The organism is Vibrio sp. MED222, assembly GCF_000153005.1.
Classification (GTDB): domain Bacteria; phylum Pseudomonadota; class Gammaproteobacteria; order Enterobacterales; family Vibrionaceae; genus Vibrio; species Vibrio tasmaniensis_A.
This window is the reverse complement of the sequence record NZ_CH902606.1, coordinates 1,269,817-1,294,492: the sequence shown is the minus strand read 5'-3', so window position 1 is coordinate 1,294,492 and position 24,676 is coordinate 1,269,817. Positions and strand designations below refer to the sequence as shown.

The 24,676-nt window shown below is 45.8% G+C and carries 24 protein-coding genes; 2 read left to right on the top strand and 22 right to left on the bottom strand.

Translation table 11 applies throughout. The features are described 5' to 3' along the window. Nucleotides 1–202: 202 nt before the first annotated feature. The 12 genes from MED222_RS16000 to MED222_RS16055 form a co-directional block, all read right to left on the bottom strand. Nucleotides 203–1,045, bottom strand: coding sequence for a LytR/AlgR family response regulator transcription factor (locus MED222_RS16000; RefSeq protein WP_009846058.1), 843 nt, complete (start codon nucleotides 1,043–1,045; stop codon nucleotides 203–205). Nucleotides 1,046–1,117: 72 nt separating this feature from the next. Then, nucleotides 1,118–2,152, bottom strand: a complete 1,035-nt coding sequence (locus MED222_RS16005) for a sensor histidine kinase (RefSeq protein ID WP_009846057.1) — start codon at nucleotides 2,150–2,152, stop codon at nucleotides 1,118–1,120. Beyond that, nucleotides 2,152–3,444, bottom strand: a complete 1,293-nt coding sequence (locus tag MED222_RS16010) for a hypothetical protein (RefSeq protein WP_009846056.1) — start codon at nucleotides 3,442–3,444, stop codon at nucleotides 2,152–2,154. Before MED222_RS16010 ends, MED222_RS16005 begins: the two co-directional genes overlap by 1 nt. Nucleotides 3,445–3,453: 9 nt before the next feature. Then, nucleotides 3,454–4,230, bottom strand: a complete 777-nt coding sequence (locus tag MED222_RS16015; protein WP_009846055.1) for an outer membrane lipoprotein-sorting protein — start codon at nucleotides 4,228–4,230, stop codon at nucleotides 3,454–3,456. Beyond that, nucleotides 4,223–5,521 (bottom strand): ABC transporter permease, encoded by a 1,299-nt coding sequence (locus tag MED222_RS16020; RefSeq protein ID WP_009846054.1) that lies wholly within the window; start codon nucleotides 5,519–5,521, stop codon nucleotides 4,223–4,225. The genes MED222_RS16015 and MED222_RS16020 overlap by 8 nt, the downstream gene beginning before the upstream one ends. Further along, nucleotides 5,509–6,207 carry an ABC transporter ATP-binding protein gene (locus MED222_RS16025; protein ID WP_009846053.1) on the bottom strand — a complete coding sequence of 233 codons (699 nt, stop codon included), beginning with the start codon at nucleotides 6,205–6,207 and terminating at the stop codon, nucleotides 5,509–5,511. The genes MED222_RS16020 and MED222_RS16025 overlap by 13 nt, the downstream gene beginning before the upstream one ends. Before the next feature lie 86 nt (nucleotides 6,208–6,293). Continuing rightward, nucleotides 6,294–6,974: a hypothetical protein gene (locus tag MED222_RS16030; protein WP_009846052.1), complete on the bottom strand. Its 681-nt coding sequence runs from the start codon at nucleotides 6,972–6,974 to the stop codon at nucleotides 6,294–6,296. 293 nt (nucleotides 6,975–7,267) lie between these two features. After that, nucleotides 7,268–8,980, bottom strand: coding sequence for a phospholipase (locus tag MED222_RS16035; protein ID WP_232281798.1), 1,713 nt, complete (start codon nucleotides 8,978–8,980; stop codon nucleotides 7,268–7,270). 213 nt (nucleotides 8,981–9,193) lie between these two features. Next, complete coding sequence (locus tag MED222_RS16040) at nucleotides 9,194–10,531, bottom strand: hypothetical protein (protein WP_009846050.1); 1,338 nt, start codon at nucleotides 10,529–10,531, stop codon at nucleotides 9,194–9,196. Between the two features lie 344 nt (nucleotides 10,532–10,875). Continuing rightward, a complete protein-coding gene (locus tag MED222_RS16045; RefSeq protein WP_009846049.1) occupies nucleotides 10,876–12,486 on the bottom strand; it encodes a methyl-accepting chemotaxis protein in 1,611 nt (536 codons plus the stop codon). A gap of 441 nt (nucleotides 12,487–12,927) precedes the next feature. Then, a complete protein-coding gene (locus tag MED222_RS16050; RefSeq protein ID WP_009846048.1) occupies nucleotides 12,928–13,803 on the bottom strand; it encodes an NAD(P)-dependent oxidoreductase in 876 nt (291 codons plus the stop codon). Between the two features lie 12 nt (nucleotides 13,804–13,815). Beyond that, complete coding sequence (locus tag MED222_RS16055; RefSeq protein WP_009846047.1) at nucleotides 13,816–14,718, bottom strand: LysR family transcriptional regulator; 903 nt, start codon at nucleotides 14,716–14,718, stop codon at nucleotides 13,816–13,818. Nucleotides 14,719–14,802: 84 nt separating this feature from the next. On the opposite strand from MED222_RS16055, the gene MED222_RS21430 reads away from it, so the two are divergent. Next, nucleotides 14,803–15,054, top strand: a complete 252-nt coding sequence (locus tag MED222_RS21430) for a DUF2798 domain-containing protein (RefSeq protein WP_009846046.1) — start codon at nucleotides 14,803–14,805, stop codon at nucleotides 15,052–15,054. Between the two features lie 179 nt (nucleotides 15,055–15,233). On the opposite strand, the gene MED222_RS16060 is transcribed toward MED222_RS21430, so the two are convergent. From MED222_RS16060 to phhA, 4 genes are all read right to left on the bottom strand, one after another. Next, complete coding sequence (locus tag MED222_RS16060) at nucleotides 15,234–15,950, bottom strand: YebC/PmpR family DNA-binding transcriptional regulator (RefSeq protein ID WP_009846045.1); 717 nt, start codon at nucleotides 15,948–15,950, stop codon at nucleotides 15,234–15,236. Nucleotides 15,951–16,046: 96 nt separating this feature from the next. Further along, entirely contained in the window at nucleotides 16,047–16,256 is a 210-nt protein-coding gene (locus MED222_RS16065; protein ID WP_009846044.1) for a DUF3283 family protein, read from the bottom strand. Between the two features lie 252 nt (nucleotides 16,257–16,508). Then, complete coding sequence (locus MED222_RS16070; protein ID WP_009846043.1) at nucleotides 16,509–16,847, bottom strand: 4a-hydroxytetrahydrobiopterin dehydratase; 339 nt, start codon at nucleotides 16,845–16,847, stop codon at nucleotides 16,509–16,511. Next, complete coding sequence (gene phhA / locus MED222_RS16075) at nucleotides 16,837–17,631, bottom strand: phenylalanine 4-monooxygenase (RefSeq protein WP_009846042.1); 795 nt, start codon at nucleotides 17,629–17,631, stop codon at nucleotides 16,837–16,839. Before phhA ends, MED222_RS16070 begins: the two co-directional genes overlap by 11 nt. A gap of 199 nt (nucleotides 17,632–17,830) precedes the next feature. Between phhA and MED222_RS16080 the strand changes: the two genes are divergently transcribed. After that, nucleotides 17,831–19,852, top strand: a complete 2,022-nt coding sequence (locus tag MED222_RS16080) for an acetoacetate--CoA ligase (RefSeq protein WP_009846041.1) — start codon at nucleotides 17,831–17,833, stop codon at nucleotides 19,850–19,852. Between the two features lie 139 nt (nucleotides 19,853–19,991). Here the strand turns inward: MED222_RS16080 and MED222_RS16085 are convergent, their stop codons facing one another. Genes MED222_RS16085 through agaV form a run of 6 tightly spaced genes read right to left on the bottom strand, consistent with a single transcriptional unit; the run spans nucleotide 19,992 to nucleotide 24,676 of the window. Then, nucleotides 19,992–20,846, bottom strand: coding sequence for a tagatose bisphosphate family class II aldolase (locus MED222_RS16085; RefSeq protein WP_009846040.1), 855 nt, complete (start codon nucleotides 20,844–20,846; stop codon nucleotides 19,992–19,994). Further along, nucleotides 20,837–22,045: an N-acetylglucosamine-6-phosphate deacetylase gene (gene nagA, locus MED222_RS16090; protein WP_009846039.1), complete on the bottom strand. Its 1,209-nt coding sequence runs from the start codon at nucleotides 22,043–22,045 to the stop codon at nucleotides 20,837–20,839. The genes MED222_RS16085 and nagA overlap by 10 nt, the downstream gene beginning before the upstream one ends. Beyond that, nucleotides 22,035–22,475, bottom strand: a complete 441-nt coding sequence (gene agaF, locus MED222_RS16095) for a PTS galactosamine/N-acetylgalactosamine transporter subunit IIA (protein ID WP_009846038.1) — start codon at nucleotides 22,473–22,475, stop codon at nucleotides 22,035–22,037. The genes nagA and agaF overlap by 11 nt, the downstream gene beginning before the upstream one ends. Nucleotides 22,476–22,534: 59 nt before the next feature. Then, nucleotides 22,535–23,419, bottom strand: coding sequence for a PTS N-acetylgalactosamine transporter subunit IID (agaE, locus tag MED222_RS16100; protein WP_009846037.1), 885 nt, complete (start codon nucleotides 23,417–23,419; stop codon nucleotides 22,535–22,537). Continuing rightward, on the bottom strand, nucleotides 23,409–24,185 hold the full coding sequence (gene agaW / locus MED222_RS16105) for a PTS N-acetylgalactosamine transporter subunit IIC (RefSeq protein WP_009846036.1): 777 nt from the start codon (nucleotides 24,183–24,185) through the stop codon (nucleotides 23,409–23,411). Before agaW ends, agaE begins: the two co-directional genes overlap by 11 nt. Before the next feature lie 17 nt (nucleotides 24,186–24,202). After that, a complete protein-coding gene (gene agaV, locus MED222_RS16110; protein WP_009846035.1) occupies nucleotides 24,203–24,676 on the bottom strand; it encodes a PTS N-acetylgalactosamine transporter subunit IIB in 474 nt (157 codons plus the stop codon).

The window sequence follows — 24,676 nt, the reverse complement described above, 5'->3', positions numbered from 1 at the left end:
TTGGAGGGCTTTCCTCCAATATATCCGATCGCAATAGCATAATAATTTTATATAAATTCAGTCATTTAAATTTTGAGAGACAATCTGAACATGCATGAAACTGTCAACTTTATAAATTACACAATCTGATAGTCATAGGTTATAGATCGGGTGATTTCACACCCCTTAAAACTGATTTATTAAATTCCCTTAAACAGGTTTCTCACATCCCTTTAAAAAGAGCTTGCGAGGCGCGGCTGATCGGTAACTTCTCGCCGGAGACATAAGCCGACATCTGGCCTGAGAGCCCTTTCTTCACCTTATCAATGGCCGAGACTTTCACCACCACTGAGCGGTGGATCTGCCAAAATTCATCAGGATTGAGCTGCGCTATCAACTCTTTTAGTGACACACGAAGAATAAACTCCTCTAGAGAACTGCCTTGGCCTTTTTTGAATATCGAGACGTACTTGTCTTCTGCTTTGAAATAAGCCACATCATCGACGGCGATTAGGTGAATGTCTTCCCCGACACTGGCTTTGAGCCATGTGAGGTGCTTTTGCTGCGATCGATAGGGAGGTTGTTGTGAAGTCGATTTTGATAACTGTTGAAGCTGAGCCATTAACGCCGTGATATCGGGCTGTTCTGGCGTAATACCTGATTGTGTTTGATTGCTCGACAGACGCGCTTGCACCTTCTGGCATGTCGCCAGTAAGCGCTCTTCATTGATTGGCTTAAGCAGGTAATCCATCGCATTATGTTCAAAGGCTTTAACTGCGTATTCGTCATAAGCCGTAATGAACACAATCAATGGCGGCGAATCTAGCTTGTTCAATTGTTTCGCCAGCGAGATTCCATCCAGCTCAGGCATACGAATATCGAGAAACGCCACGTCGGGCTTAAGCTGCTGAATACTCTGCATCGCCTCCAAACCGTTTTGTGCCTTGCTGACGATCTCCAGCTCCGGCCAAACCTCAGCAAGGCTCTTGTCTAGGTGGTGCCTTAACAGTGCTTCATCGTCTGCGATAATCGCCGTTACGCTCGGCTGTATTGCTGGGTTGTTCATGGTTAGTCCTTTAAATTCACACTGTAAATCGTCTATTTTTCGTCACTGTTCTGTGCTTTCTGGTCTGTAATTCTAAGCGGCTGCGTCAGTCAGTGGTAACAAGATCGTAGAGACTACCCCACCCTCAGCTTGTTCAGTAATCGTTAGGCTCGCCTGATCACCATAAAGGGTTTCGATTCTTTGACGAATATTGCTTAACCCAACACCATGCCCCGTATTCGCAGAAGGTATTTTCAACCCTGCACCACTGTCTGACACTTCAATCTTCAACTGCTCGGCTTGTTGAGTAATACGGATATTCACTTGGCCACCCGCCGCTTTGGGCTCAATGCCGTGCGTGAGTGCATTCTCGACCAAGGGTTGAATCAAGAACGGTGGAATCACCTGAAAATCACTAATCTCGTGTGTTTCAATCGAGAACGTTAAGCGCTCCCCCAAGCGTATCTTTTGGATATTAAGATAAGCGTCTAACAAGTCGACCTCTTGTGCGATGGTCGATTGCTCGTTGCGGCTGTTTTTCAAAGTCACACGCAATAAGTCAGTCAGTTTTTCGAGCATCAACTTGGCTTTCGCGCTGTCACTCTCAATCAACACATTGATGGTCGCAAGTGTGTTGAACAAGAAGTGCGGTTCAATTTGGCTCTGTAGTTGTTTAAGCTGACTGAGCACCACCACCTTTTCTTGATCGGCCTGACGACGCTTGGCCACTTCCAATTCGTTATCGGCACGTAACTGCTGCTCTCGGGTATAGAAATAGTAATAGCAAACCGAACAGAAGATCACACCGAGCAACACCACAGATTTAAGATCCGAGATATTGGCCCCGAAATACCCGTTCAACCAATAGTGCGCGTTCAAGGTACCAAAGGTCATCGCGAACACCATTGAGATTCCCACTTCAAGCGTTCGTGATGTTCTCTTAAACAATTTCACAAAGATGAAAGAAGAACCCACGGCGCTGTAACCAAAGCCAAAACTGATTGCCAGGTTAACCGTTAATCCGCCGCCCCAAATCGTATGGGTTGTAATCGCAATAAGAACACAAAATAACGTGGTGAACGCGAAACTCTTAATCCATGAAAATCGACTGTTTGAAGAAGTGTCCATTAAAATCGTCCTTTGATATTTAAGAGAATCATATGACTATCGGGTAAGCTGGCGTAAGCAGAATCACTTTTGCCGCCTAGAAAGCGTGCAGCAAGTTCCAAATCCAACGATGAATTACCATTATCTAGAGCCTGATAATTGAGCCACTGAGTCGCAATAAAACCGCCATCTTGTGGAGACAACATGACATCGAATGTTGGCGTGATATCTTCAAGCCAGCCATGTGTCGAATCCAGAGACCAGTGAAACATTATGTTGTGTTGAACCAAATTGGCGTGCTGATAGCCTTGCGCATAAGAACCTGCCAATGAAGATGTCATCGGATTAACCGACAAAGACTCTGCACTTTCTATTGCACTTTGCCACTCAGAGTTGCTCCACGCTCGGCTATCAAACCAGTATTCCAACACCACATTGTGGCCAGTGTCATTTGCCCATGTTAATCCGGCTAACGCTTGATAGGCCTCGCCCTGCTCTTCGAGGTAAACAGGTTTAAGCATTGAATCAGGCTGGCTGTAACCAAGGCTTTGTCGTTGATAGACCGCCGAGCCATGAAATTCCCACGCGAGATTCAATACCGAGACTAAATTCGCCCCAAGCAAGCCGTGACGCACATCGTCATAATAGGCGACCCATTGATACTCGTGATCGCCCACCAGGTTGTAACGACGTACCCCAAAGCCTTGTTGCTGGTTCTTCTTTTCGAATTCATTTATGTCTTGGGAAGTCCATGACGAATCGCTATAAAGCAGTGTCCACTCGCCCGTCATATCGAACAGTGACGCCGAAGCCACTCCCGCGCCTTCTTCTGCGACAATGCCCACCGGGTTTTGTCGATAAGGCTTGATGATGTCTAACGGTCGATAGCCATAACCCACGCCCCAATCAAGGCGAACCTTACCGAGTGTGACATCTAGGTAATGGTCACCGAACGCCGAATTCGACAGTTCAACCCCACCTTGCCAGAACAACTCACGCACAATGAATTCCGACTCAAAGCTCGCGTCATGTTGTTGAGGGTTATTGCTTAGAATATCGTTGGCTTTCACTGCGAACAGACCAAGCCAATTGTTATATCCAACCTCTAGATCCAACAAGCCATTGAATGACTGACGATTATCAGATGGTAAAGGGCTGAATGGCGACTCTCTCGATTCGATGGCTTCTGCACTGAGTTGCCAGTCCCACGCCAAGCTCAGATCGTCCGCTTGAATCGTGTTACTCACACAAAACAAGGCAAGCAAAGTAGCGATTGAAGACTTGATGTGGAATCGGCGATTGGAAGCTTTCATGACGTCCACCTACAGCCCAGACACGCTGTTACGCGATAGGTAGGCAGGGTTGTAATATTTATCTGCCAAGCTTTGTTCAATCACTTCGCGATACTCAATCACGGTTTTCTTACTCGGCTGAATCTTATCGAGCAAGGTCATCGACACCACTGTGGGTAATCCATCACGCACGCCTTCAGTAAACCAAGCTTGTTTCGCCAGTTTTCCAGAACGCAGATACAGATCCGCTTTAACTGGAAACGCTCGGTCTGTCGTTAACCACAGATCAATCGACTGATAACTCGCACCCTTGGTTTTCGCCGCGAGCTTTAGGTGATGGGTATCGAGTGTCTCGCCAGTCGGCATCTCAACCTGTTGCTCGGCAACCCACTCGCCTTGGTAATCTTCACTCCAAGTCAGCGTCGAGATGTCCCCAACCGAGGCTTCGCCCAACAATTTTTGCATCGGTGTGATACGAATTGGGCGACGAGATTTCGGCATCAACAACCAATAGTTATCTTCAATCATCAGCATCTTCTGCCCAGCCTCGACCGCCGACTTGAACACGACCAACGACTCTCGATTTGGTCTTGTATAGACGTTGTATTCACGGGTTTTGTCCAGTTGCTCGTCTTGATATAACGCCACCAAAGACACTACCTTAGACGCTTGTGCGCTGTTCAAACGATAGCTGTCTGCCTTGGCAATCATCTCAGTGACTTGTTGTGAATCGACAGCCCAGCTTGGTGTCGATACTAGAACCAATGCAGAACCTAAAACAGTGAGTAAACGAGTAAACTTATACATAAACCAGCGCCTCCGTGATTGGCTTATTCACGCCTTTGCGAGCAGAGAAATAAGCAGCCAGCAAACATATCGTCAGCACACCTAAAGTGGCGTAACCAACTAATTCCAGTGAGAAGTAAATGTTGAGTGGGTAACCTTCGGTTCTGCCTGGAGGTGGCGGCATCTGTATATCAACTACCAGCAATAACAGCGACACTAAACCACTCACTAACGCACCGATCGCACTGCCAATCACCGCCAGTAATCCCGCCTCTTTTAAGAAACCAGCCACGATTTCAGATGGGTAACTACCAAGAGCCGACAAGGTGCCAATTTCACGAGTGCGCTCGGTCACCGACATGGTCATGGTGTTAAACAACGACACAAACACCACCAATGCCATAACAGCACCCATGATGCCGAAGATCCGGTCGTAAAGATTTTTGACCTTGGTGTAGAAAAACGCGCGATCTTGCCACGGGGTGATCTCGATCTCTGTGCCTTGATCGTTTTGGCTCGCGCTATTTCGATCTAAAGTCGCTTGAATGCGTTGTTGAACGGTCGAGGTCTTGCTGGTTTCAAATAGGAACACCGACAAGGTGCTGACTTTGTCTGAGGCTAAAAGCTCTTGTGCGGTGGTGATGTGTACATACAGCTGACGCTTGTCCAGCTCAGGAACCCCAGTCGAGTAGATGCCCTGCACCTTAAAATCAAAAGCATTCAAAGCGCCGTCACTGGTGGTGGCGAGTAATGTTACCCAATCGCCAACCGCAACTTTGAGGTTACGAGCAAGGTCTGTTCCCAGCATGACTTGTGGCTCTTGGCTGTCGTATCTTGGTGACTTCACATCCGATAGGGTTTGTCCGCTGCGCACATCTAAGAAAGGACCTTTCATGTCGAACTCACGCTCATTGACGCCAGTTCCCATAAAGATGGTCGACTTACTGCCGTTAGACACCAAGCCGCTAAAATAGACTCTAGGCTGCACACCACGCACGTCGCTGTCACCAATGATGCTCTTGGTTAGCGCTTGAACATTATCGAGACCATTGCTCAGCGGCATGTCCTCATCTTGTTCAAAGTATCCCGGCGTGCTCAAGGTGAGATGACCAGTATCGCGCGCGGTCGATTCTCTCAAAGATTCATAAGTGTAAAGCCCATAACCACCAGCACTGGTCAGCGCAAATACGGCAATGGCAATAATCAATACCGATAGCAAACTACGACGACCATTTCTTAATAAATTAAGCCACGCCAAACGCACCGAAGTTGGAAGTAAAAACGTGCTCATTCTTTGTGTTAACTTGCCCATGAGATCGCCTCCGTAGTTACAGCTTGTGGAGCCAGTTGTCCGTCGATAAGTTCAATTACTCGATCGCAGCGCTGCGCCATTCTTGGGTCGTGCGTTGCGACAATAAAGGTGGTGCCCATTTCGTGGCCGAGCTCTTTCATAATATCGATCACTAGGTTGGCGGTGTGGCTGTCTAGGCTGGCGGTCGGCTCATCGGCAATCACTAAGCTTGGGTTGTGGATCAGTGCTCTGGCTATTGCGACACGTTGCTGCTGACCACCAGAAAGATTGTCTGGGCGGTGATGAACGTAATCCCCTAGCCCAACACGCTCTAACATGTCTTGCGCTCTGCTCTGCTGTTCTTGCTTAGAGCATTGGTTCAGCATCAATGGATAAGCGACGTTCTCAAGCGCCGTCATCACAGGAACCAGATTGAAACGCTGAAACACAAACCCCAACGACTGACGACGAAAACGTGCAGCGGCGATTTGCTCTGTCGGATAAGGTTTGCCGTCAATATTGATCTGCCCTCGGTAGTCCATGTCCAACAAACCCAAAATATTCAAAAGTGTGCTTTTCCCTGAACCCGACGGGCCACATAACGCCACCATTTCACCGCGTTGGATATGTCCATCGACCCCGTTTAATGCATCAACACGTTGACCGCCCGTGACATACGCTTTGCCGATATTTTTAAATTCAATCATTCCCTTGTCCTCTGATTACCCATCATTCTTAAGCGTTCGCTGTTGTTAATAAGCTTAAGTAAACCGCTATTTAGCATTCGCAGCTGTTACTTGGCTTTCGCTATTAGGGCCTTCGCTGTCATGGTCTCGATGTTTCCGGCATCGGTACTTTCCATTTTTTCAAGCCACACCTGTGCTTGCTCGAAGTCTTCAGCACGAATCGATGCGGTAATGGCGTAACGGTAAATCCACGAGGTCGCAGCGAAATGTTGTTGTTGGAAATCATCTTCCGCGAGTAACGAGAGGAACAAGTCATAACCACGATCGAAATGGTTAAACATGTCTGGCAGAGAAGTGTAAGTCACAGCAGCCATGGCGCGAGTTAGGTAAGAATCTGGCAGCCCTTGAACACGAGGTTGTTCATGAATCGGTTGGTCTTCGTCTTTAAGCAGCACCAGTGATTTATCAATGGTCGACAAACCCTTTTCCACATACTTCATCTTGTTCCAAGGTAAGAACGCATCACGCCCCATCAGGGTTTCTGTGCTTCCGAGGTAAACCAAGGTCAGTGGTGTCGCACCGTCTTGTTGCAGCGTGTCGTTCAGACGTTCGTAAGCCACCTCAACCAGATCTTCATTGCCTTGAGCGGCTTGATTGTAGATATCAAGAACGTCTGAACTTGGGTTAGCCTGCGCCAAAGTGGGTGCGAATGAAACAAGTGCAACCAGTAATGAACGCTTAAGCACAGAAGTGGTAGAACCTGAATTAAATGAGTGTGAAGTAGTCATGATTTCTAATCCCTTTCAAATGTTGACGTTGAAAGGTTAACTAGAATTTGTCGTGCAGTTTTATCAATGCGACGAATGGTAATTACCAGGAGTGAATGGTTGAGCGAGGGTGTGAATGGTGGGAACGATAAACAAGAAGCAAGAACTTGTGTCCACCTGTAAACATGCCCAACTGAATAAACAAGGGCTAACGGTCTCTTTCTTAACCAAATATCGTAAGGCGATCGTATCTATGTAGACGCTGAAGCAGGCAAAAGAGAGGCGTGTTATGCGCCTCCTTAAGTTACAACAAACTAACCTGAGTAAGCATGCGGTCCTGAGTATTTCCACAAAGGTTTCCAGTAAGACTCAAGCAAATCGTTAACAGGTTCACCTTCAATAAGGTAATTGACCTCGGCCAAATTACCAGGATAAAGGTTATCCGAACCGACGATACAAACCTCATCATCGACAATCATTACTTTTGAATGATTACCGGGAGCTGAATCAACAGCCCCATAAAAGAACCCACTCGCACTCACTGTCGTCCAAAATGGATGCCCAATCACTCCTTGCTCCGGTGGTCTCTCTGACAATGGCTGAGCCTTGAGTGTTGCTGTTTTTCCCTGCTCTGGAAGATTTGGCCATTTGTACGTATCGCCTTCAGTCGTCTTATCTTCCGGTACTTTATCGGTAAAAAAGAACGGCGCGATAAAGAGACGAGATAAAGCGTCCTGACGCTTACCATCACTGTCATCAAGGCGTTGATCGGTATCTGCATCGTGAGTCATGTAATACTCCATCAAACCAAATGTCCGTACCGCTCCCGATCCAAATGAGTATTGATCGCCTTCAGCCCCTGCGCCTGCATCTAGGGGCGATACAACGATCTGAACAGTTAGCCCTTCATTTTTCAGCAATGCTTCGATAATCCAATGACATACAACGTGATCTTTCCAGTTCTTTTTCCAAGCACTGATCACATCCTGCTGCGACATACGGATAACATTTTTCGCATTTAAAATTAGGCTCTTTTTCATGATTTCCGAGCCTATCTTAAAATCGGTATCTCGGTTAGGCCCTGTCCAATACTTACCGACCGTGAGTATACGGTCGGACTTTTTGTAGTCCTCTAGCTTATCGTATGAATGGTACACCTGACGCTCTTCAAAAACGTTAGCATCTAAGTCTGAGACTGAGCGCAAATCAAACTTTTCGATTTGATTAATTGAAGGCAACGGAGGTAAAGCTGGAGGTTGAGGATCGACTCCAGGTTGAATACCGGTTTCATGGACCTCTAGAATACTATTCTGTTTTTCCTGTATGTAATCCTGAACATAACTAATCATAAGAGGATCATGTGGATAGTTGGGTTCGCTATCCCTGTTGTACCAAGTGAGGTCATCAGTATCTAATGATTCCTTAGTAAGCAGAAATGTATCCGCCGTCCATAGTTCGTTAAGGAACAGTTGAGAACCTAAACTGGCCGCACCGTGAACGACAACAGAAACATCATGGACAGGAGGATAGCTTCGGAAAAGATCCATATTCAGGTTATGGCCACCAACCAAAGACTCAACACCATCACAGGCTATAATTTTGGTGTGATTCCAAGTCATTTTTGTATCAGAATCAGAAATTAATGACTCCGGAAGAAATTTCTTCTGTGCTGACATCCAAGAACCAGTCGCTCTTTGGTAGAACCTACCCACAACGAATTCAGGCATGATCTCCCAATATGCTGAGCGTGCTCTGATTAAGCGAACCAGAGCAGCTTTAAAGTCGATAAGATTATCTGGCTCATTGATAGGGTAAAGTGGCGTCTGACCAAATATGAACCGGAACTGTGGTGATTCGTTTCGGCCCATAGGCTTCGTAAGTGCGGTATCTATTGCTCCCAGAATCGCTCTCGCCCAATCAGGATCTGGGCTGTTTAACGACGAGATATCACACCGATAACGAGTCTTCTGTACTACCTCAACAATTGCCCGCTCAAATTCTCCCTGACGTTCAATAGCACGAGGCATTATCTCTGGACCAAACGACATCCCCCATATACTGGGAGTATCAAGTAACCTGACATAGTTCATATCACTGTCATGGTAGAAAAGGTCGTTTTTTAATAGTTCTTCTTTGATTAACTCTATTTTACTCATCTTCACCTTAACCTGCTGTTTATAAACAGCTTGTCAATTTACAAGCGGATTTCGATTTAACTCTGCTATCGATTAATTTGGGGATCATAAAAACTTCCAGTCAACCCACCCTTTGTTGCTTCGCTCTGTAGTTACCGGATAAGCGAGTTTATATGGGGGATCGCCAACTACATCGTCCATATAATAAGTATCGTTTGGGTTACGCCCCCAAATTGATGAGATTCTTCGAACATACGGCCTTCCGGGAAGGGAGTTACTATTACGAGTTTCTCCTCCCCCCATAATGTCGAACTCACGATGGAAGGTATGAATTTCTTTTCTTAGCTCTGTAACACTTTTTTCAACAGCGCAAGGAACAGCAAAATCGGTTCCCCATTGGGTCAGGTAACCTCTAGCCATTTTGTAGATTAGCTCAGGGATAGGAGCAACCGTTGCGCTTACCTTATCAGCAGAATAATAACCATCACTGGTAGTATTCCCGGCTACTGTGCCGTGTCTGCCACGGCAGGCATAGAGCTCATAACCAACAGGTTGAGGTCTGTTACTATCTGGAGCAAGAGGATCAGCTTGTTGTACATCGTTTGCCATGCTTGCCCAGCCTGGATACCTTTTTATCCAGTCCCACCATGACTGACTGTGGATAGTGATATCGTTATTTTCGTTTCTCATCCTTCCATTTGGCCGAGGAACTAGAGCTTGGAAGGCATGATCTTGTACGTTTAGATTGTATGATTGATCCCAAGAATAAACGCCTACGTAGTTAACGACATTTGGAGGTAGTTGAGTAAGAAGACTCCACCATGTGCCAGGCCCAGGAACCGGATCTATTGCGAAGATATTAACAGGCGTATTACGTGTTTTTTCGTCACCATATGCATATAAGAACCATGCAGCCATGATAGCTTCACAGGCTCCCCGACTATGCCCTATTAGGTTAAACACATCACCTTCACTTGCCGCAGCCAAGTTTGCTCCGTGCAGTGCTAACGCGGGCATAGTCCAACCCGCAAGGGACTCCTTATACTTGGTATACTGGTTTCCGCTAATATAGCTAGAAATATCAGACAGCAGTTCATCTGGCGCGTTAAGTGGACCGTTGACCATCAGTGGTTCACTGGTATCTCTGGTATGAGCCCAGTCATTCTCACCTGCCCCCCTGACCGTCATTCCAACACCTTTCAGCTCATTGATGATTCTAACGGGAATATAACCTGTTGAAGGAAGGTAGATATTTTTATCACTTTCCTCACGGGATACTTCCCCTTCATCACGAGTGCAAGCAGTGCCAGAGAAAGATACTGTCATTACACCTGTTTTCTCAGCGAATGAGAATCTCGGAAGAGCCGGAACAGAGGTGCTTATAAGTAAACCTGAACCACCTATCAAGCCTGATTTAAGGAAATCTCGCCTTCTTATATTCATATGCCTTACTCCCAAAAGTACTCAAAAATATTTTACTGTTTTGGAGCAAGTCCGAGCCTTGCTCTAGTCGAGACATTAACAGCAAGGGGATTATCTAAATGTAAGCAAATGTAATCAAGCGCAATGCACACGATTGCGCACGAAAAATTAATCTATGAAGAGAGTTACTGAGTTAAGTCAAAACGATTTATTCGGCCAATTTAAGCCAAGTAGTACATTCAGATACACATATACCAGACAAAAAAATAGCCGCTCAATGGCGGCTATCTTGTCGTGGTCTAAATTACTACATCTAAACCAAGGGTGCTTAATTTCTAAAGAAAAAGCACACTAGCATCGACTGGTTATTTATCTAGCTTAAAATAGCTTAGTTCTGAGTTGAGTTCTTTCGTCACTTCAACAACGCTTTGGTTTGCTTGAGCTGATTGATCAATGCCTTCAATATTTTGTTGAACCAGTACGTTCATATTTTCAAGCTGTGTCGATATATCTGTCGTAACGGCACTTTGCTCTTCTGATGCCGTAGCAACAATGGCATTCACTTCTGAAATACTTAAAACCTTTTCTGATATCGAATGAAAAGATTGAGCAAGCTCATCGGTCGTAGACTTTGTTAAGCGCATCAGTTCAACGTTTTTCACCATAGATTCATCCGCTTGCTTAGATTGGTCTTGTAACTGCGCAATGATTTCTTGAATATCGATAGTCGACTGCTGAGTTTTCCCAGCCAAAGCTCTTACTTCATCAGCAACAACAGCAAACCCTCTTCCTTGTTCACCGGCTCTAGCCGCTTCAATCGCGGCATTAAGCGCTAACAAGTTAGTTTGCTCAGAGATGTTCTTAATTACCTCAACAACACTGCTGATACGCTCTGAGTGCTCTCTAAGTAAATTCACGACCGTTTGAGTTTCTGATATTGATTCAGAAATTTCTTCTGTCGTGTCAGTTGAGTTTTTCAATGTTCCATGGCTTAGCTGAATAATGTCATTCGCTTCCATTGCTGACTGCTCAGCTCTTTGTGCGTTGTCAGCAACGTCTCTCGCTGTTGAAGATAACTCAGTCGCGGCCGTCGCGATTTGCTCTACCGATGATAGTTCATTCAAAGAGTTACTCTGGGATCGCTCTATCAGAGCTAAAGACTCTTCTTGCTTTTGGTTAATTGAATTCATGCTTACACCTGCCTGTGACAGGATATCATTCAATTTTGCAGACAGTTGAGACAAAGAATCTGAAATAGTGTCGAGCTCATTTCCACCCTCTTTCAATTTAACGTCCGATAAACGTCCATTCTCAAGGGCTTTAATCCAATTTACGATCAATGGTAAATTTCTCAATTCTCTTTTCACTAGGAAATAAGATGAACCAGAAGCAACGATAGAAGAGAAAAGAACCAACCACCATGAGAAAGAAGAGTTGGACTCTAAAACTGAATCAGAATGGGCTAATTCTTCCTTAGCGACGTCCAATTGCAATGAGATCAATTCACCAAGAACACCTCCCATATCATCGACAAGGAGATAAAGCTGAGTGATCATCTCAGAATCATCAATCATCATATTTCTATGTTTATCAAGAATTAATGGTACTTCTCGCTCTACCTTATCTATTTTAAGTTGAAGCTCTTTTGCCAACCCCTCTTCTTCTCTTGTTAGCTGCGTTGCCAGATAATGAAGGAATAGCTCATGAGCCTCTTTCATCGCAACAGAAACACCAGAATAAAAAGCCGCCTGCTCTATCATTCCCACATGGTATTTATTCGCCGCATCAATCACGCTTACCGCATACAAATCCGAAATGCTTTTCAAATCAGATAACGGAATGACTCGGTCCTCGTACACAGAGTGAAAACTGTCCATAACCTCATTTGAGGTAGCTTCGCTTTTTAAGTTGCTTACAACTAAAAAGATAGAAAAGAGCAGTGGAACTAGAAGAAGCTTTGTTGATATTGATTTCATATAATCCTGAAAAATAATGCATGGGAATTTACTAATAATGATAATTATATCACGTTTTTTTATTATTTTATCATTGACTTATAAGCCAACCACCTAAACAGGCCAGTTCAGGCAGTGATTATTTCTCAACTATTTTGTAATGAAATGGCAATATAATTCAAACAATTAAACAATTCACAGCATAGAGCGAAGTGAAATTGATACAGATCTCGCAGCACACGAACGGTGCTGATGGACTTTCAACCAAAACAAGCTTACAACCACTTACATTGTTGAAAAATATGTTATTTTTCTTTTTGATTAAAAATAAAAAATAGCCGCTAGTTAGCGGCTATTTTGTCAAAACAGAACGAAGCTTCGACGACTTTTAGTCTCTCTACTTAATCTCGTCTACTATTCAAATTCTTCTATTTCTTAGTTTCTTCTACTTTTTCGTCTCTTCTACTTCTTAGTCTCTTCAACTACGGCTTTCATCAATACCGAGGTATCCATGCGGCCTTGTCCTTCCGCAGACAATGCCTTGTAAGCGTTGTTGGTTTTTTCGGTCAGTGGAAGTTGGATGCCTTGGCGCTCAGCTTCATCTAAGCAGAAACCTAAGTCTTTGATCATCCAATCAATGGCGAAGCCGAAATCGAACTTGTCTTGCGCCATTGTGGTCGCGCGGTTTTCCATCTGCCATGAACCTGCTGCGCCGTTTTTAAGGCAATCAACCAGAGTTGGGATATCCAAACCTGATTTTTCAGCAAGTACCAAGCCTTCAGATAAACCGTTCAATACACCCGCAATGCAGATCTGATTGACCATCTTTGCGCGTTGGCCTTGGCCGACTTTACCCATCAGAACTGACGACTTACCGTAAGCTTCGAACACAGGTTGAAGGTCGTTGAAAAGCGCTTGTTCGCCGCCACACATGATGGTTAGCACGCCGTTTTCTGCGCCCGCTTGGCCACCAGACACTGGCGCGTCCATAAAGCGAACACCAGCTTGCTTCGCTGCCACTTCAAGCTCTTCAGACAGCACAGCAGACGTTGTAGTGTGGTCGACAAGAATCGCGTTTGGCTTCATTGCTGCCAATGCGCCTGTTTCGCTGGTTGTCATGCTGCGTACGTCGTCATCATTACCTACACAAACCAATACCACGTCAGCTTCTGCGACACACTCAGCCACAGATTCTGCCGTTTTACCTTGGTGTTTATCAGCCCAGTCTAATGCTTTGTTGTGAGTGCGGTTAAACACCGTTACTTCAAAACCGGCTTTGACTAGGTGGCCTGCCATTGGGAAGCCCATAACGCCTAGCCCGATAAAACTTACTTTCATTTCTTTCTCCTTTTATTTGACCAAGTCATCGCTATGAAAAGATCGAACACTCTCAATCAACGCATCAATAAGCAGGGTCAAAGCCTTTGGCTGATATTTTCTTTCTTTGTACACTAAATACGCTTGGCGATCACCCCGATGATACTCAGGGAGCACTTGAATCAAATTCATCTCGGGGGATACATGACGAAAAGGCAATGAAGCAAGCCCCAAGCCTTTTTGCGCCGCGGCCGCTACCGCATGAATATCGTTGACAATAAACTTGGGTTTAATCGTGATCATCTGCTCTAAGCGGTCGGATTTGTAGAGCGGCATATCAAACACATCATCAACGTTGATCCAGTCTTGAAGCTCTAGGTCGTCCGGATTTTCAATCGTCTCACGCGAATCTAAGTATTCTTGGCTCGCGAAAAATCCGTGTTTGGCTTTGAAAAGTGGACGAGCAATCATGCCTTCCATCTCTGAGATCTTAAACGTGATCAGTAAGTCACGGTCGGTCTGCGGGATAAACTGTTGCTGGCTCAAGGTAAGATCGAGCTGAACGTTCGGATATTGAGTGAGGAATTGCTCTACCATCGACCTTAAAAAGCCACTATAGAAGTTGTGAGGTACGGCGAGCTTTATCTTGCCTTGAATAGCGTCACGCTCTTCTAGCAAGCTATTAAAGCCCTGATGAATCGACTCCATGCCGCTGCTCAGTGCAGAAAAGGCCGCCTCGCCGTCTTTGGTGGCCACCAGCTCACGACCTTTCTTTTCTAAAAGTCGGATATTCAGGCGATCTTCCAATGCGGTTAGCCTACGCGACATAGTCGACACTGGGAGTTGCAGCCGTTTAGAAGCCGATAGCAAAGAGCCCTCTTCAACCACTGCACAGAATAAGAACAGATCATCAATGTTTCCAAATATGGAATTCATACTTCTATATGTGCCTATTTTTCTCATTAATGGATAGATGTAACCTTATCTCATCAACAACAGAAAATCACGGGAGAACACAGTATGAACAACAAACAATTTTGGGTAACCGCGATTTTATCCTCCCTGACCATGGCGACTATCATGTCTGGGTTAATTTCTGGCTACAAAATGGGATTCAGCCCCGAGTGGCCGCCAATCTGGCTGCAAAGCTTTTTCATTGCTTGGCCGTGTGCTATCACGCTCAACCTCACCGTGCTTCCTTTGATCAGAAAACTCTCAGCATGGATTTGTCGCCCGAGAGCGCTTTACATACCAGAGGTCACGGAACGATGATCAAGGGCTTATGCTCTAGGAGCTATGATCTAGAAGCTGCCATCAAGGGGCTGCGATCAAAGAGTCATGCTCACGGATAAACGTCTGAATTACGCCCATAAAAAAACCGAGCACTAGGCTCGGTTTTTTGTATTCTACATTCTACTCACAAGAGCAAAGCTATCAATTATAGATTGATATTACAGCTCAGCGTTGTGGTAAACCTGCTGAACGTCATCACAGTCGTCAAGCATGTCTAAGAACTTCTGGAATTTTTCAGAATCTTCTTCAGCTACTGGCGTAGTTGTTTGAGGAACGAAAGTGATTTCCTCAACGTCTAGCGTTAGGTCTGGGAACGCAGCGTTTAGTGCTGTCTTCGTTTTGAAGAACTCAGTCGTTGGAGCGAATACAGTGATAACACCGTCTTCTAGCTCAACGTCAGTCACGTCTACGTCTTCCATCATTAGCGTTTCTAGGATGATCTCGTCATCTTCGCCTGCAAACTGGAATACAGCTTGGTGAGCGAACATGTGAGAAACAGTACCTTCAACACCGATTTTCGCGCCAGTTTTAACGAAACATTGGCGAACGTCTTGGAAAGTACGGTTACCGTTGTCAGTTAGACAGTCAACGATTACGCTTGTGCCACCTGGGCCAAAACCTTCGTAACGAGCTGGTTGGAAGTCTTCACCGCCGCCGCCGTTCGCTTTATCGATCGCTTTGTCGATAACGTGAGCGGGTACTTGGTCTTTCTTCGCTTTAGCAATCAGGTGCTTAAGAGGTAGGTTCATGTCTGGGTCAGAGCTACCGTTCTTAGCCAGTACGTAAATCTCTTTACCGTATTTAGAATAAACTTTAATTTTTGCGCCTGCAGTTTTCGCCATTGAGGCCTTGCGCACTTCAAAACTTCTTCCCATCGGGATCTTCTCTCTGATTCAATTAACGGTGCAAATTCTAGCAAATTACTGCGTCATTTCAATTCAACAGCTTTGCTGGGTAAGGTTTATCTGCGTTTATGCGACACCCATTACCCGTTTGTATTTTTCTACAGACTGCTCAAACCAAGCCTTTTCTTCTGGATCACCTAGCTTCATTGCTTCTTCAACAATGGCTTCAGGGCCACATTTCGCTTGCTTCAATTTCCATACAAGAAACGATGCTTGCTTATCCAGTTCGATTTTATTTTTCTCACTGGGTGAAAGGAGTGAAAGGTTGATAGACATTATTAGCCTTCGTCTGTAATACGCTTGGCCGAGAAATATATCATAGAGCAGCCTCATAAAACCAATACTATGAGTAACAGAAAGGGTTTATGAGACAAGAAACCAAGCAAGTCGCTGATGCAGGTCAAGCTAGTTTGAGAGAAGTTATACCCTTGATGAGAAAGTATCGCTTATTCGACTCACCTAATGAGCCGAATAATTAGATAATCGCATCACAGAACCAAGAAAGACGCCTCCTCGAACCCCAAAAGTCTATTCATTCACGGCGAACACATCGCAACGTGAGGCGCAGATGAAGTCATTTTTGTGCAGACCTTTGATTGAGTGGCTCCACCAAGTGACGGTGACTTTGCCCCACTCCAGTAAGATCGAAGGGTGGTGAAACTCTTCTTCCGCCAATTCTGACACTTTGTTGCTGAATGCCCACGCTTGTTTGTAGTTCTTAAACTTAAACACCTTCTCAAGCTGTGGGATGCTGTCTCTCTCGATGATTTGCCAGTCAGACAACTCCAACAATAAAGACTGTTGCTCGTCTTTACTTAGGGCAATCGCGTCAATACTGCAGGCTTCGCATTGTTGTTCATTCAACATGTGTTGGTTCCTTGGGTTCAAAAAGTGGTGGTAGTAGCCCCGCGTCGATGGCGAGATCAGCTTGCTGTAATAGGTTTTCCTGACTGATTTGGAAGAGCTCAGACAGTTCGTCGATCACGTAATATTTCGGCTGCATGATGTCGATACGATAAGGCGTTCTTAACACCGTTTGCAGATCGAACCGCTCACGAACCGCCAAATCACCACCCAATGCATACATGGTTTCCGCCGGAGACGAGAGAATACCACCGCCATAAATTTTCAGTTTTTGTCCCTCTTTTACTAAACCGAACTCAACCGTAAACCAATACAAACGGGCAAGATAGGCGCGCTGTTTAGATGTGGCGGCTTGGCCTAGTTTTCCATAATGCTCAGTGAAAGCCGCGAAATCGGCATTGGTGAGCATGGCACAGTGGCCGAAAATTTCATGAAAGAAATCAGGTTCTTGTAAGTAATCGAACTCATCTCGCGTTCTCAGAAATGTCGCAACTGGGAATTTTTTATTAGCGAGCAAATCAAAGAATCGGTCGAAATCGATCAATGCGGGCACAGGCTGAACCTGCCAACCTGTTGTTTCCATTAGCACCTTGTTTATCTCTGGAAGCTGAGGGACTCTGTCTAATGGCAGATCCAGCAGGGTCAAACCGTGCAAATAAGCATCGCATGCGCGGTCATTAATGGCGTCCAGTTGCCTTTTCACTAAGTCGTGCCAAATGGCGTCTTCTTCGAGGCTCCACTCAACCCATCCCTCTTGGCTCACGGGCTTAGAATGATATTGAGTCATTACACACCTCCTTTCGAATGTCTCACTTTAAGCCTATCTCCACTCCTTATATCCGCCAATTTGCACGATTTTTCGAAACGGGCGATCGTGTAACATTTTATTTACACAATTCCAGCTACCCCTTATTTTGCTGATCTTTTGACTTTGTAAAACCTAAATACCAGACTGAAATCGTTAACATTTTGTTAAAGGTAAAGGAATGCACGAGAGCAATAAGCCAATTTGGCAACCCAGTGACCAGCGTATCGCACACGCCAACGTAACCCGATTTATGGATAACCTCGATCAACAAGACATATTCGAGCGGAAATTGAAAAACTACACGGAGATTCATCAATGGTCTGTGGAGCAACCGGAGTCGTTTTGGCAGAACGTGTGGCAGTTTTGTGGAATGGTGGGTTCGCAAGACTGTATTAACAAGGCAGAAAGCGAGCACATCAAAACTCTAGGTGAAAGTCGCTGGCAGCAGCCGAAATCGAATCGCGATGCGGTGTGGTTTCCGAATGCTCAAGTTAACTACGCCGAAAACTTGCTGCATTCAGCAAAAACGTTGCCAAACGAGATTGCGATTTGGTTTGAGAATGAGCGTGGCGAACAGCAGAGTTACACATGGAAAACCTTGCGTGAGGAAGTATCTAGCGTTAAACAATGGCTTGTCGATAGCGGCGTGGGGCAAGGTGATATAGTTGCTGCATATACGCCCTACCTGCCACAAACCGTTATAGCGATGTTGGCAACCACCAGCTTAGGGGCGATTTGGACATCGACCTCGCCTGATTTTGGCGTCGAGAGTGTGATTGAGCGATTTGGCCAAGTGAAACCTAAGGTACTGTTAACCTGTGATGGCTACACCTTCAATGGTAAAACATTTGATATGGCAGACAAGAACCGTGAAATCATCGAGCACTTAAACGCGCTAAAACAGGTGTGTGAGATCGGTTATTTGAAACCGACTCGTGATTTAGAGAAGAACAACGTTAAACATGATGTGTCACCTCAAAGCTGGCACAGCATCATTCATCACTATCAGCCACAACCTCTTCGATTTACTCGTGTCGGCTTCAATGATCCGCTGTTTGTGCTCTACTCTTCCGGTACCACCGGAAAGCCCAAGTGTATTGTTCACTCTGTTGGTGGCACTACCATCAACCACCTAAAAGAGCATCAGCTTCATTGCGATATTAAACCGAGAGATCGCGTGTTCTACTACACCACTTGTGGTTGGATGATGTGGAACTGGCACGTCTCTGCGCTCGCCAGCGGTGCTTGTTTGGTGATCTTTGATGGTAGCCCGGTTTATCCGCAACCTAGCGTTCTGTGGGATTTAGCGCAGCGAGCTGATGTATCGACATTTGGCACCTCAGCCAAGTACCTAGAGGCGATTGAGAAAGTGGAACTCTCACCGATCGACAGCCACTCTCTTCCCCACTTAAGAACACTGTGCTCGACGGGTTCAGTGCTCTACCCTGAGCAATTCGATTACGTCTACAAACACATCAAGCAAGACCTACATTTGGCGTCTATTTCTGGCGGCACGGATATTTGTGGCTGCTTTGTTTTAGGCAACCCTATCTCGCCGGTGTATCGTGGTGAGTGCCAACAGGCAGGGCTCGGCGTCGACATCAAGGTGTTCAATTCGTCTGGTCACAAGGTTAATCATGAACGTGGCGAACTGGTGTGTACCAACTCCCTACCCAACTTCCCTGTTGGCTTCTGGAATGACACCGGAGAGCGCTATCACAGCACCTATTGGGATAGGTTCGATAATGTGTGGCATCACGGCGATGAAGTCGCACAGAGCGTTCATGGTGGCTATCTGTTCTACGGGCGAGGCGACACCACACTCAACCCTGGTGGTGTGCGAATTGGTACTGCCGAGATCTACCAGCAAGTGAACACTATTGAAGGCATTGTGGATTCGATAGCAGTCGGAAAAGACATCGACCGCAACGAGCAGATATGGCTGTTTGTCCAACTGCAGCAAGGTGTGGATCTAGATGATGAGTTACTGACAGCCATCAAAAGCAAACTCAAATCATCCTGTTCACCAAGACACGTGCCAAGCCAGATATTTGCGATCAGCGACGTGCCAAAAACACGCTCTGGCAAACTGGTGGAGCTGGCAGTGAAACAGGTCATCAATGGTAAGAGTGTAGAAAACCTCGGGGCTATCGCTAACGCCGAGGTTTTGAAAGAGATAAAGCGTGTTGTTTCGCTCTAGTGTTGAGACATAAAAGAGCGTGACCTAGAAATAAAAAGGGAGCCTTGACTAGAGGTTCCCTTAAGTAACACCGACGATAGGGGGGAGGGGTGTTAATCTTCAGCCTTCAGGAGATATAGCAGAAGGTTTCTAAAATCGACTAGATGCGTCCTTCACTGCCACACATATGAATTTTGTCCATCACGACTTGCTTCATCGCTGCTTTGCCTGGAGTAATGTATTTACGTGGGTCGTTGGCATCGGGATGATCAGCAAAGTGCTGTTTTACCGCGTCAGAGAATGCAATTTTCAGCTCAGTCGCCACGTTGACTTTAGAAACTCCGAGGTCAATGCAACGACGAACCATTTCATCTGGTACACCTGACGCACCATGCAGAACGAGCGGAATATCAACCACAGATCGGATCTTGTCCAGACGAGAAAAGTCGAGTTTCGGTTCTGCTTTGTACAGACCATGAGCAGTGCCAATTGCCACAGCTAACGAATCAATACCGGTACGACGAACAAACTCAGCAGCTGATGCAGGGTCAGTCATTAACGCATCGGCAGTATCAACGATTAAATCATCTTCTTGGCCACCCAAACGCCCTAATTCAGCTTCAACGCTTGCATCAAAGCGGTTGCAGTATTGAACCACAGAACGCACGATGTCTATATTTTGGTCGAAGGCATGATGAGAGCCATCGATCATAACAGAGCGAATACCATGGCCCACCTTAGTGCGGATATCCTGCAGATCTTCATGGTGATCAAGGTGTAAAACGAGCGGAATTGAGTGTTTATGCGCAGCTTCTTTGCAGATACTGATTAGATAATCGGTGCCTGCATAGTCGTAGGTGCCTGGTGTGCCAGCAAGAATAACTGGAGAGCCCATTTCTGATGCTGTCTCAACAATAACCTGCACAGTTTCTAAGTTGTGAATGTTGAATGCAGGAACTGCATAACCACCTTGTTGAGCACGTTTTAACATTTCACGAGAAGAGATTAGATACATAAAGCCTCCTGACTTGGTACGGATTCAGTTTCGAATACAAGATGTCCGTTCACCCAAGTTTTAGTAATTGAGAAATCTGATTTAACTGCCACCATAGAAGCGCGTTTACCCACTTCTAAACTGCCTAATAAATGTTGTAAGCCTAGCGATTTAGCCGGTGTTAAAGAGGCCATCAACCATGCTTGTTCAAGTGGCAGGTTTAGCCACTTCTGAATGTTTTGTACCGCTAGCGGTAAGGTCAAAGTGCTACCAGCTAAGCTGCCGCTATCGGTGGTTACTACTCCATATTTCATGCGCACCGTGTACTCTCCAAGAGTGTAATCTCCATCAGGCATCCCAGTAGCACTCATCGAGTCTGTAATGAGCGTCATACGTCTACCACAGCAGCGATGTGCTATATCTATAGCTGCCGAATGCACATGGTGCCCATCAGCGATCATCTCTACATAGCTGTTGGGGTGGGTAAGGCCAGCTCCAACCACTCCGGGGTCACGGTGATGCAATCCACGCATACCGTTGTAGCAATGGACAATGCCATTCGCACCAGCCTCTAGAGCCTGCTGAACCTGCTCATAACTGGCATCGGTGTGACCAAGCATCACTTTTACATTGTGTTTTCGTAAATACCGGATAGCTTCCAACGCCCCTGGCTTTTCGGGAGCAAGCGCGACTGTAATTAATTGGTTATCACTGTAAGACATCCACTTATCGAGCTCTTCGACAGATAGATCTCTAAACCATGTGGTTGGATGTGCTCCGCGGTTTTTCTCCGTGAAGTAAGGCCCTTCTAAATACGCACCGAGGATTTCAGCACCGACAACACCCCGTCGCTTGCTTTTAGCCACTTGTTGAAGTGCAGCCCGAATTTTTGCCACTGGCGCAGTTACTGTCGTAGCAACGAACGCTGTGACGCCAAGGCTGGCAAAGTAACGTGACATTGTGTTCAAACTGTCATGGCTAGCATCCATAACATCGCAGCCCTTTGAGCCATGTACGTGACTATCAATCATGCCGGGAAGTAAACTAACATCACCTAAATCAATAAAATCTATATGCTTCTGAGGTTCAAATGGCTCGATAGCGTCAATAATCCCCTCGCCATTAATAGTGATTAAGGCATTGGTAAGCCAAGTCTCACCGTGTAATATCCGCTGAACTCGATAGCTATTGCGCACATTCGTGTGTCGTTCAGATCCCATCTTCTTCTACCGTATCTGTAATTGGTGCTCTTTGTTCCATTTCCGCAGCCAATGAAGTAATTCCTCTATACCCACATTCGACAGCTTGCTTGCGAAACTCGATCAGACTAAGCTCATCGCGTTCAAGTAACATTTCCGCAGCCATCTGCATGTTTGTCCCTGTGACCACTTCAATGTCGTCTCTTTTCTGACTCAGAAGAGATGCGGTACGAAATGGTGTGCCTCCCAGCAAATCAGTCAGAAAAACAATGCCTTCTCCAGAATCAATTTCTTTTATCGCCTCTCGCATTGCCTTTTCAAGCTGTGATGTAGTTGCCTCTTCCGGGAAGTCGATAAACCTAAACTGAGGCTGTTCGCCAATGACTTGGAATACTGCTTTTGCTAGACCAGACGCGAACCCACCGTGACCAGATAAAATTACTGCAATCATTTCTATTTCCCTTATTAGGGCCGATTACTCAGCCCCTGTTAATCATGTGGAGGTAAGTTTTATAAGAAGCCCATAAAGCGACCTACTACACCCAGAGCGACAGTCAGGCCAATCAGTTTGAGCGGACTCCAACCTCGCTTAACCAAGGCGTACATTGTCAGGGTATAAACAAGTGGTAAGAACGCTGGCATCAGTTTGTCGATAACATCATCTTGTAGTTTTACTACTGCGTCGCCCGCGGTAATTTCAGCTGTTGTTGACAGGCGGACATAAGTTGCAACCAATGCGCCGATGACCGTCATTCCGACCATAGATGCGGCGTGTCCCACCTTCTTGGTATTAGCTTTAATCACTGGAATGGCCGCTACTCCCATGCGGTAGGCGTAATGTGCCAGACCAAAACGAAGACCGAAGTGCACCACGTTAAACAAAACGAAAAAGAACACTGCCCCCATAATTGAGCCCTGGAGTGCAAGGTCAGCACCGATGCCACCACAGATAGGTAATAGTGTTAACCAGAACATCGCATCACCGATACCACCCATTGGCGCACCGACTGCAATCTTGGTGCTTTGGATACTGTTGATGTTCTGCTTTGAGCGCTCCATTGCCAGAATGATACCCATTACAAATGTCACCAAAAATGGGTGTGTATTAAAGAACCCCATGTGACCTTGCATCGCTTTAGAAAGGTCAGCTTTATTTGTGTGTATCTTCTTCAGCGCTGGTAGCAGACCATATAACCAGCCAGAAGCCTGCATACGCTCGTAGTTAAAAGAGGCTTGGAGCAACAATGAGCGCCATGCCATGCTGTTGATGTCCGCTTTGGTTAGCTCAGCGCCAATTTCTTTGTTTTCATATTCATCTGCGCTAACACCAGGAGCTGGCTGCACATCAGCGTTTTGTTTACGAAGGTCTAGTTCGTTGCTTACATTAGATTCCATCTTCAAAGTCCTCAGCGGGTGCAGTTACAGGAGTTGGTTCTGTTTTACGAATAAAGTCGATGATTGCCATCGCTGTCGCGGCGGCCGCAATCGCAAGAATTGGGAGTTGTACCCAAGCTGCCGCAACGAAACCTAAGATGAAGTAAGGGATGTAAGCATTCTTCATCATGATCTTCATCAGTACTGCGAAACCAATAGCTGGCATGATGCCGCCGGCAACACCTAGGCCGTCGATAAGGTCTTTTGGTAGGACTTCAACGATTTTTCCAGCGTGCTCTGCACCAAGGTAGGTAGGTAAGAAAGCACATAAAAAGTAGAATGAACCTAGTACGGAAAGCGCCATATAGTTCACGCGTTCAATACCGTCGGTATCTGCGTTTTGTGCAAACTCATCACACTTAGACATAACAGCTGACATTGCAGAGAACAGTAGGGTGATACCCATTTGAACTGCAACCGCAAAAGGAACAGCGACACCAACCGCGACATTAGGCTCAACTTTAGTGGTAATTGCGAAAGCCGTACCAACGATAGTACCGATGATAACGTTTGGTGGCTGAGCGCCAGCAAGCGGAGCTAGACCCATCCAGATCAGTTCTAGCGTACCACCGACTAAAATACCGGTTTGCAAGTCGCCTAAAATTAGACCAACAAGCGGACCAAGTACTACTGGACGGTGGAAGTGAGTCAGACCGTTGAACATATCAAGGCCCGCAAAGAAGGCTAGGATGCCGAGCATCACCGCCTGTAAGAGTCCTATTTCCATGATTGGTGTCCTTATTATTAGATAAGAGTAAAAATGTCAGTTGCACTTTCAGTTGGTACACCTTGAATTGTGCATGTCACCCCAAGTGCTTTTAGTCGTGCAAATTCCGCCACATCTTCAGCATCAACTGAAACTGTTTTAGCAATTTGTTTTTTACCTTCGGCGTAGTGCATGTTACCTACGTTGATACTGCTAATTGGTAAGCCGCCTTCGACCAATTGACGGAAATCTTTTGGAGTACGACAAACCAATAGAATGCGCTGACGAACAGCCGCTTTATGGATGGTTTCGATAGCCTTTTTTACTGTCCAGAAACGGATTGCGATACCATCAGCGATGACCATTTCCATTAGGTTTTGTTGAATAGTGTCTTCTGCTACTTCATCGTTAACGACAACTATAATATTGGCATCTGCAAAACCCACCCACTGCACACCTACTTGCCCGTGAACAAGGCGTTCATCAATACGACTTAAAACGATATTTGGCAT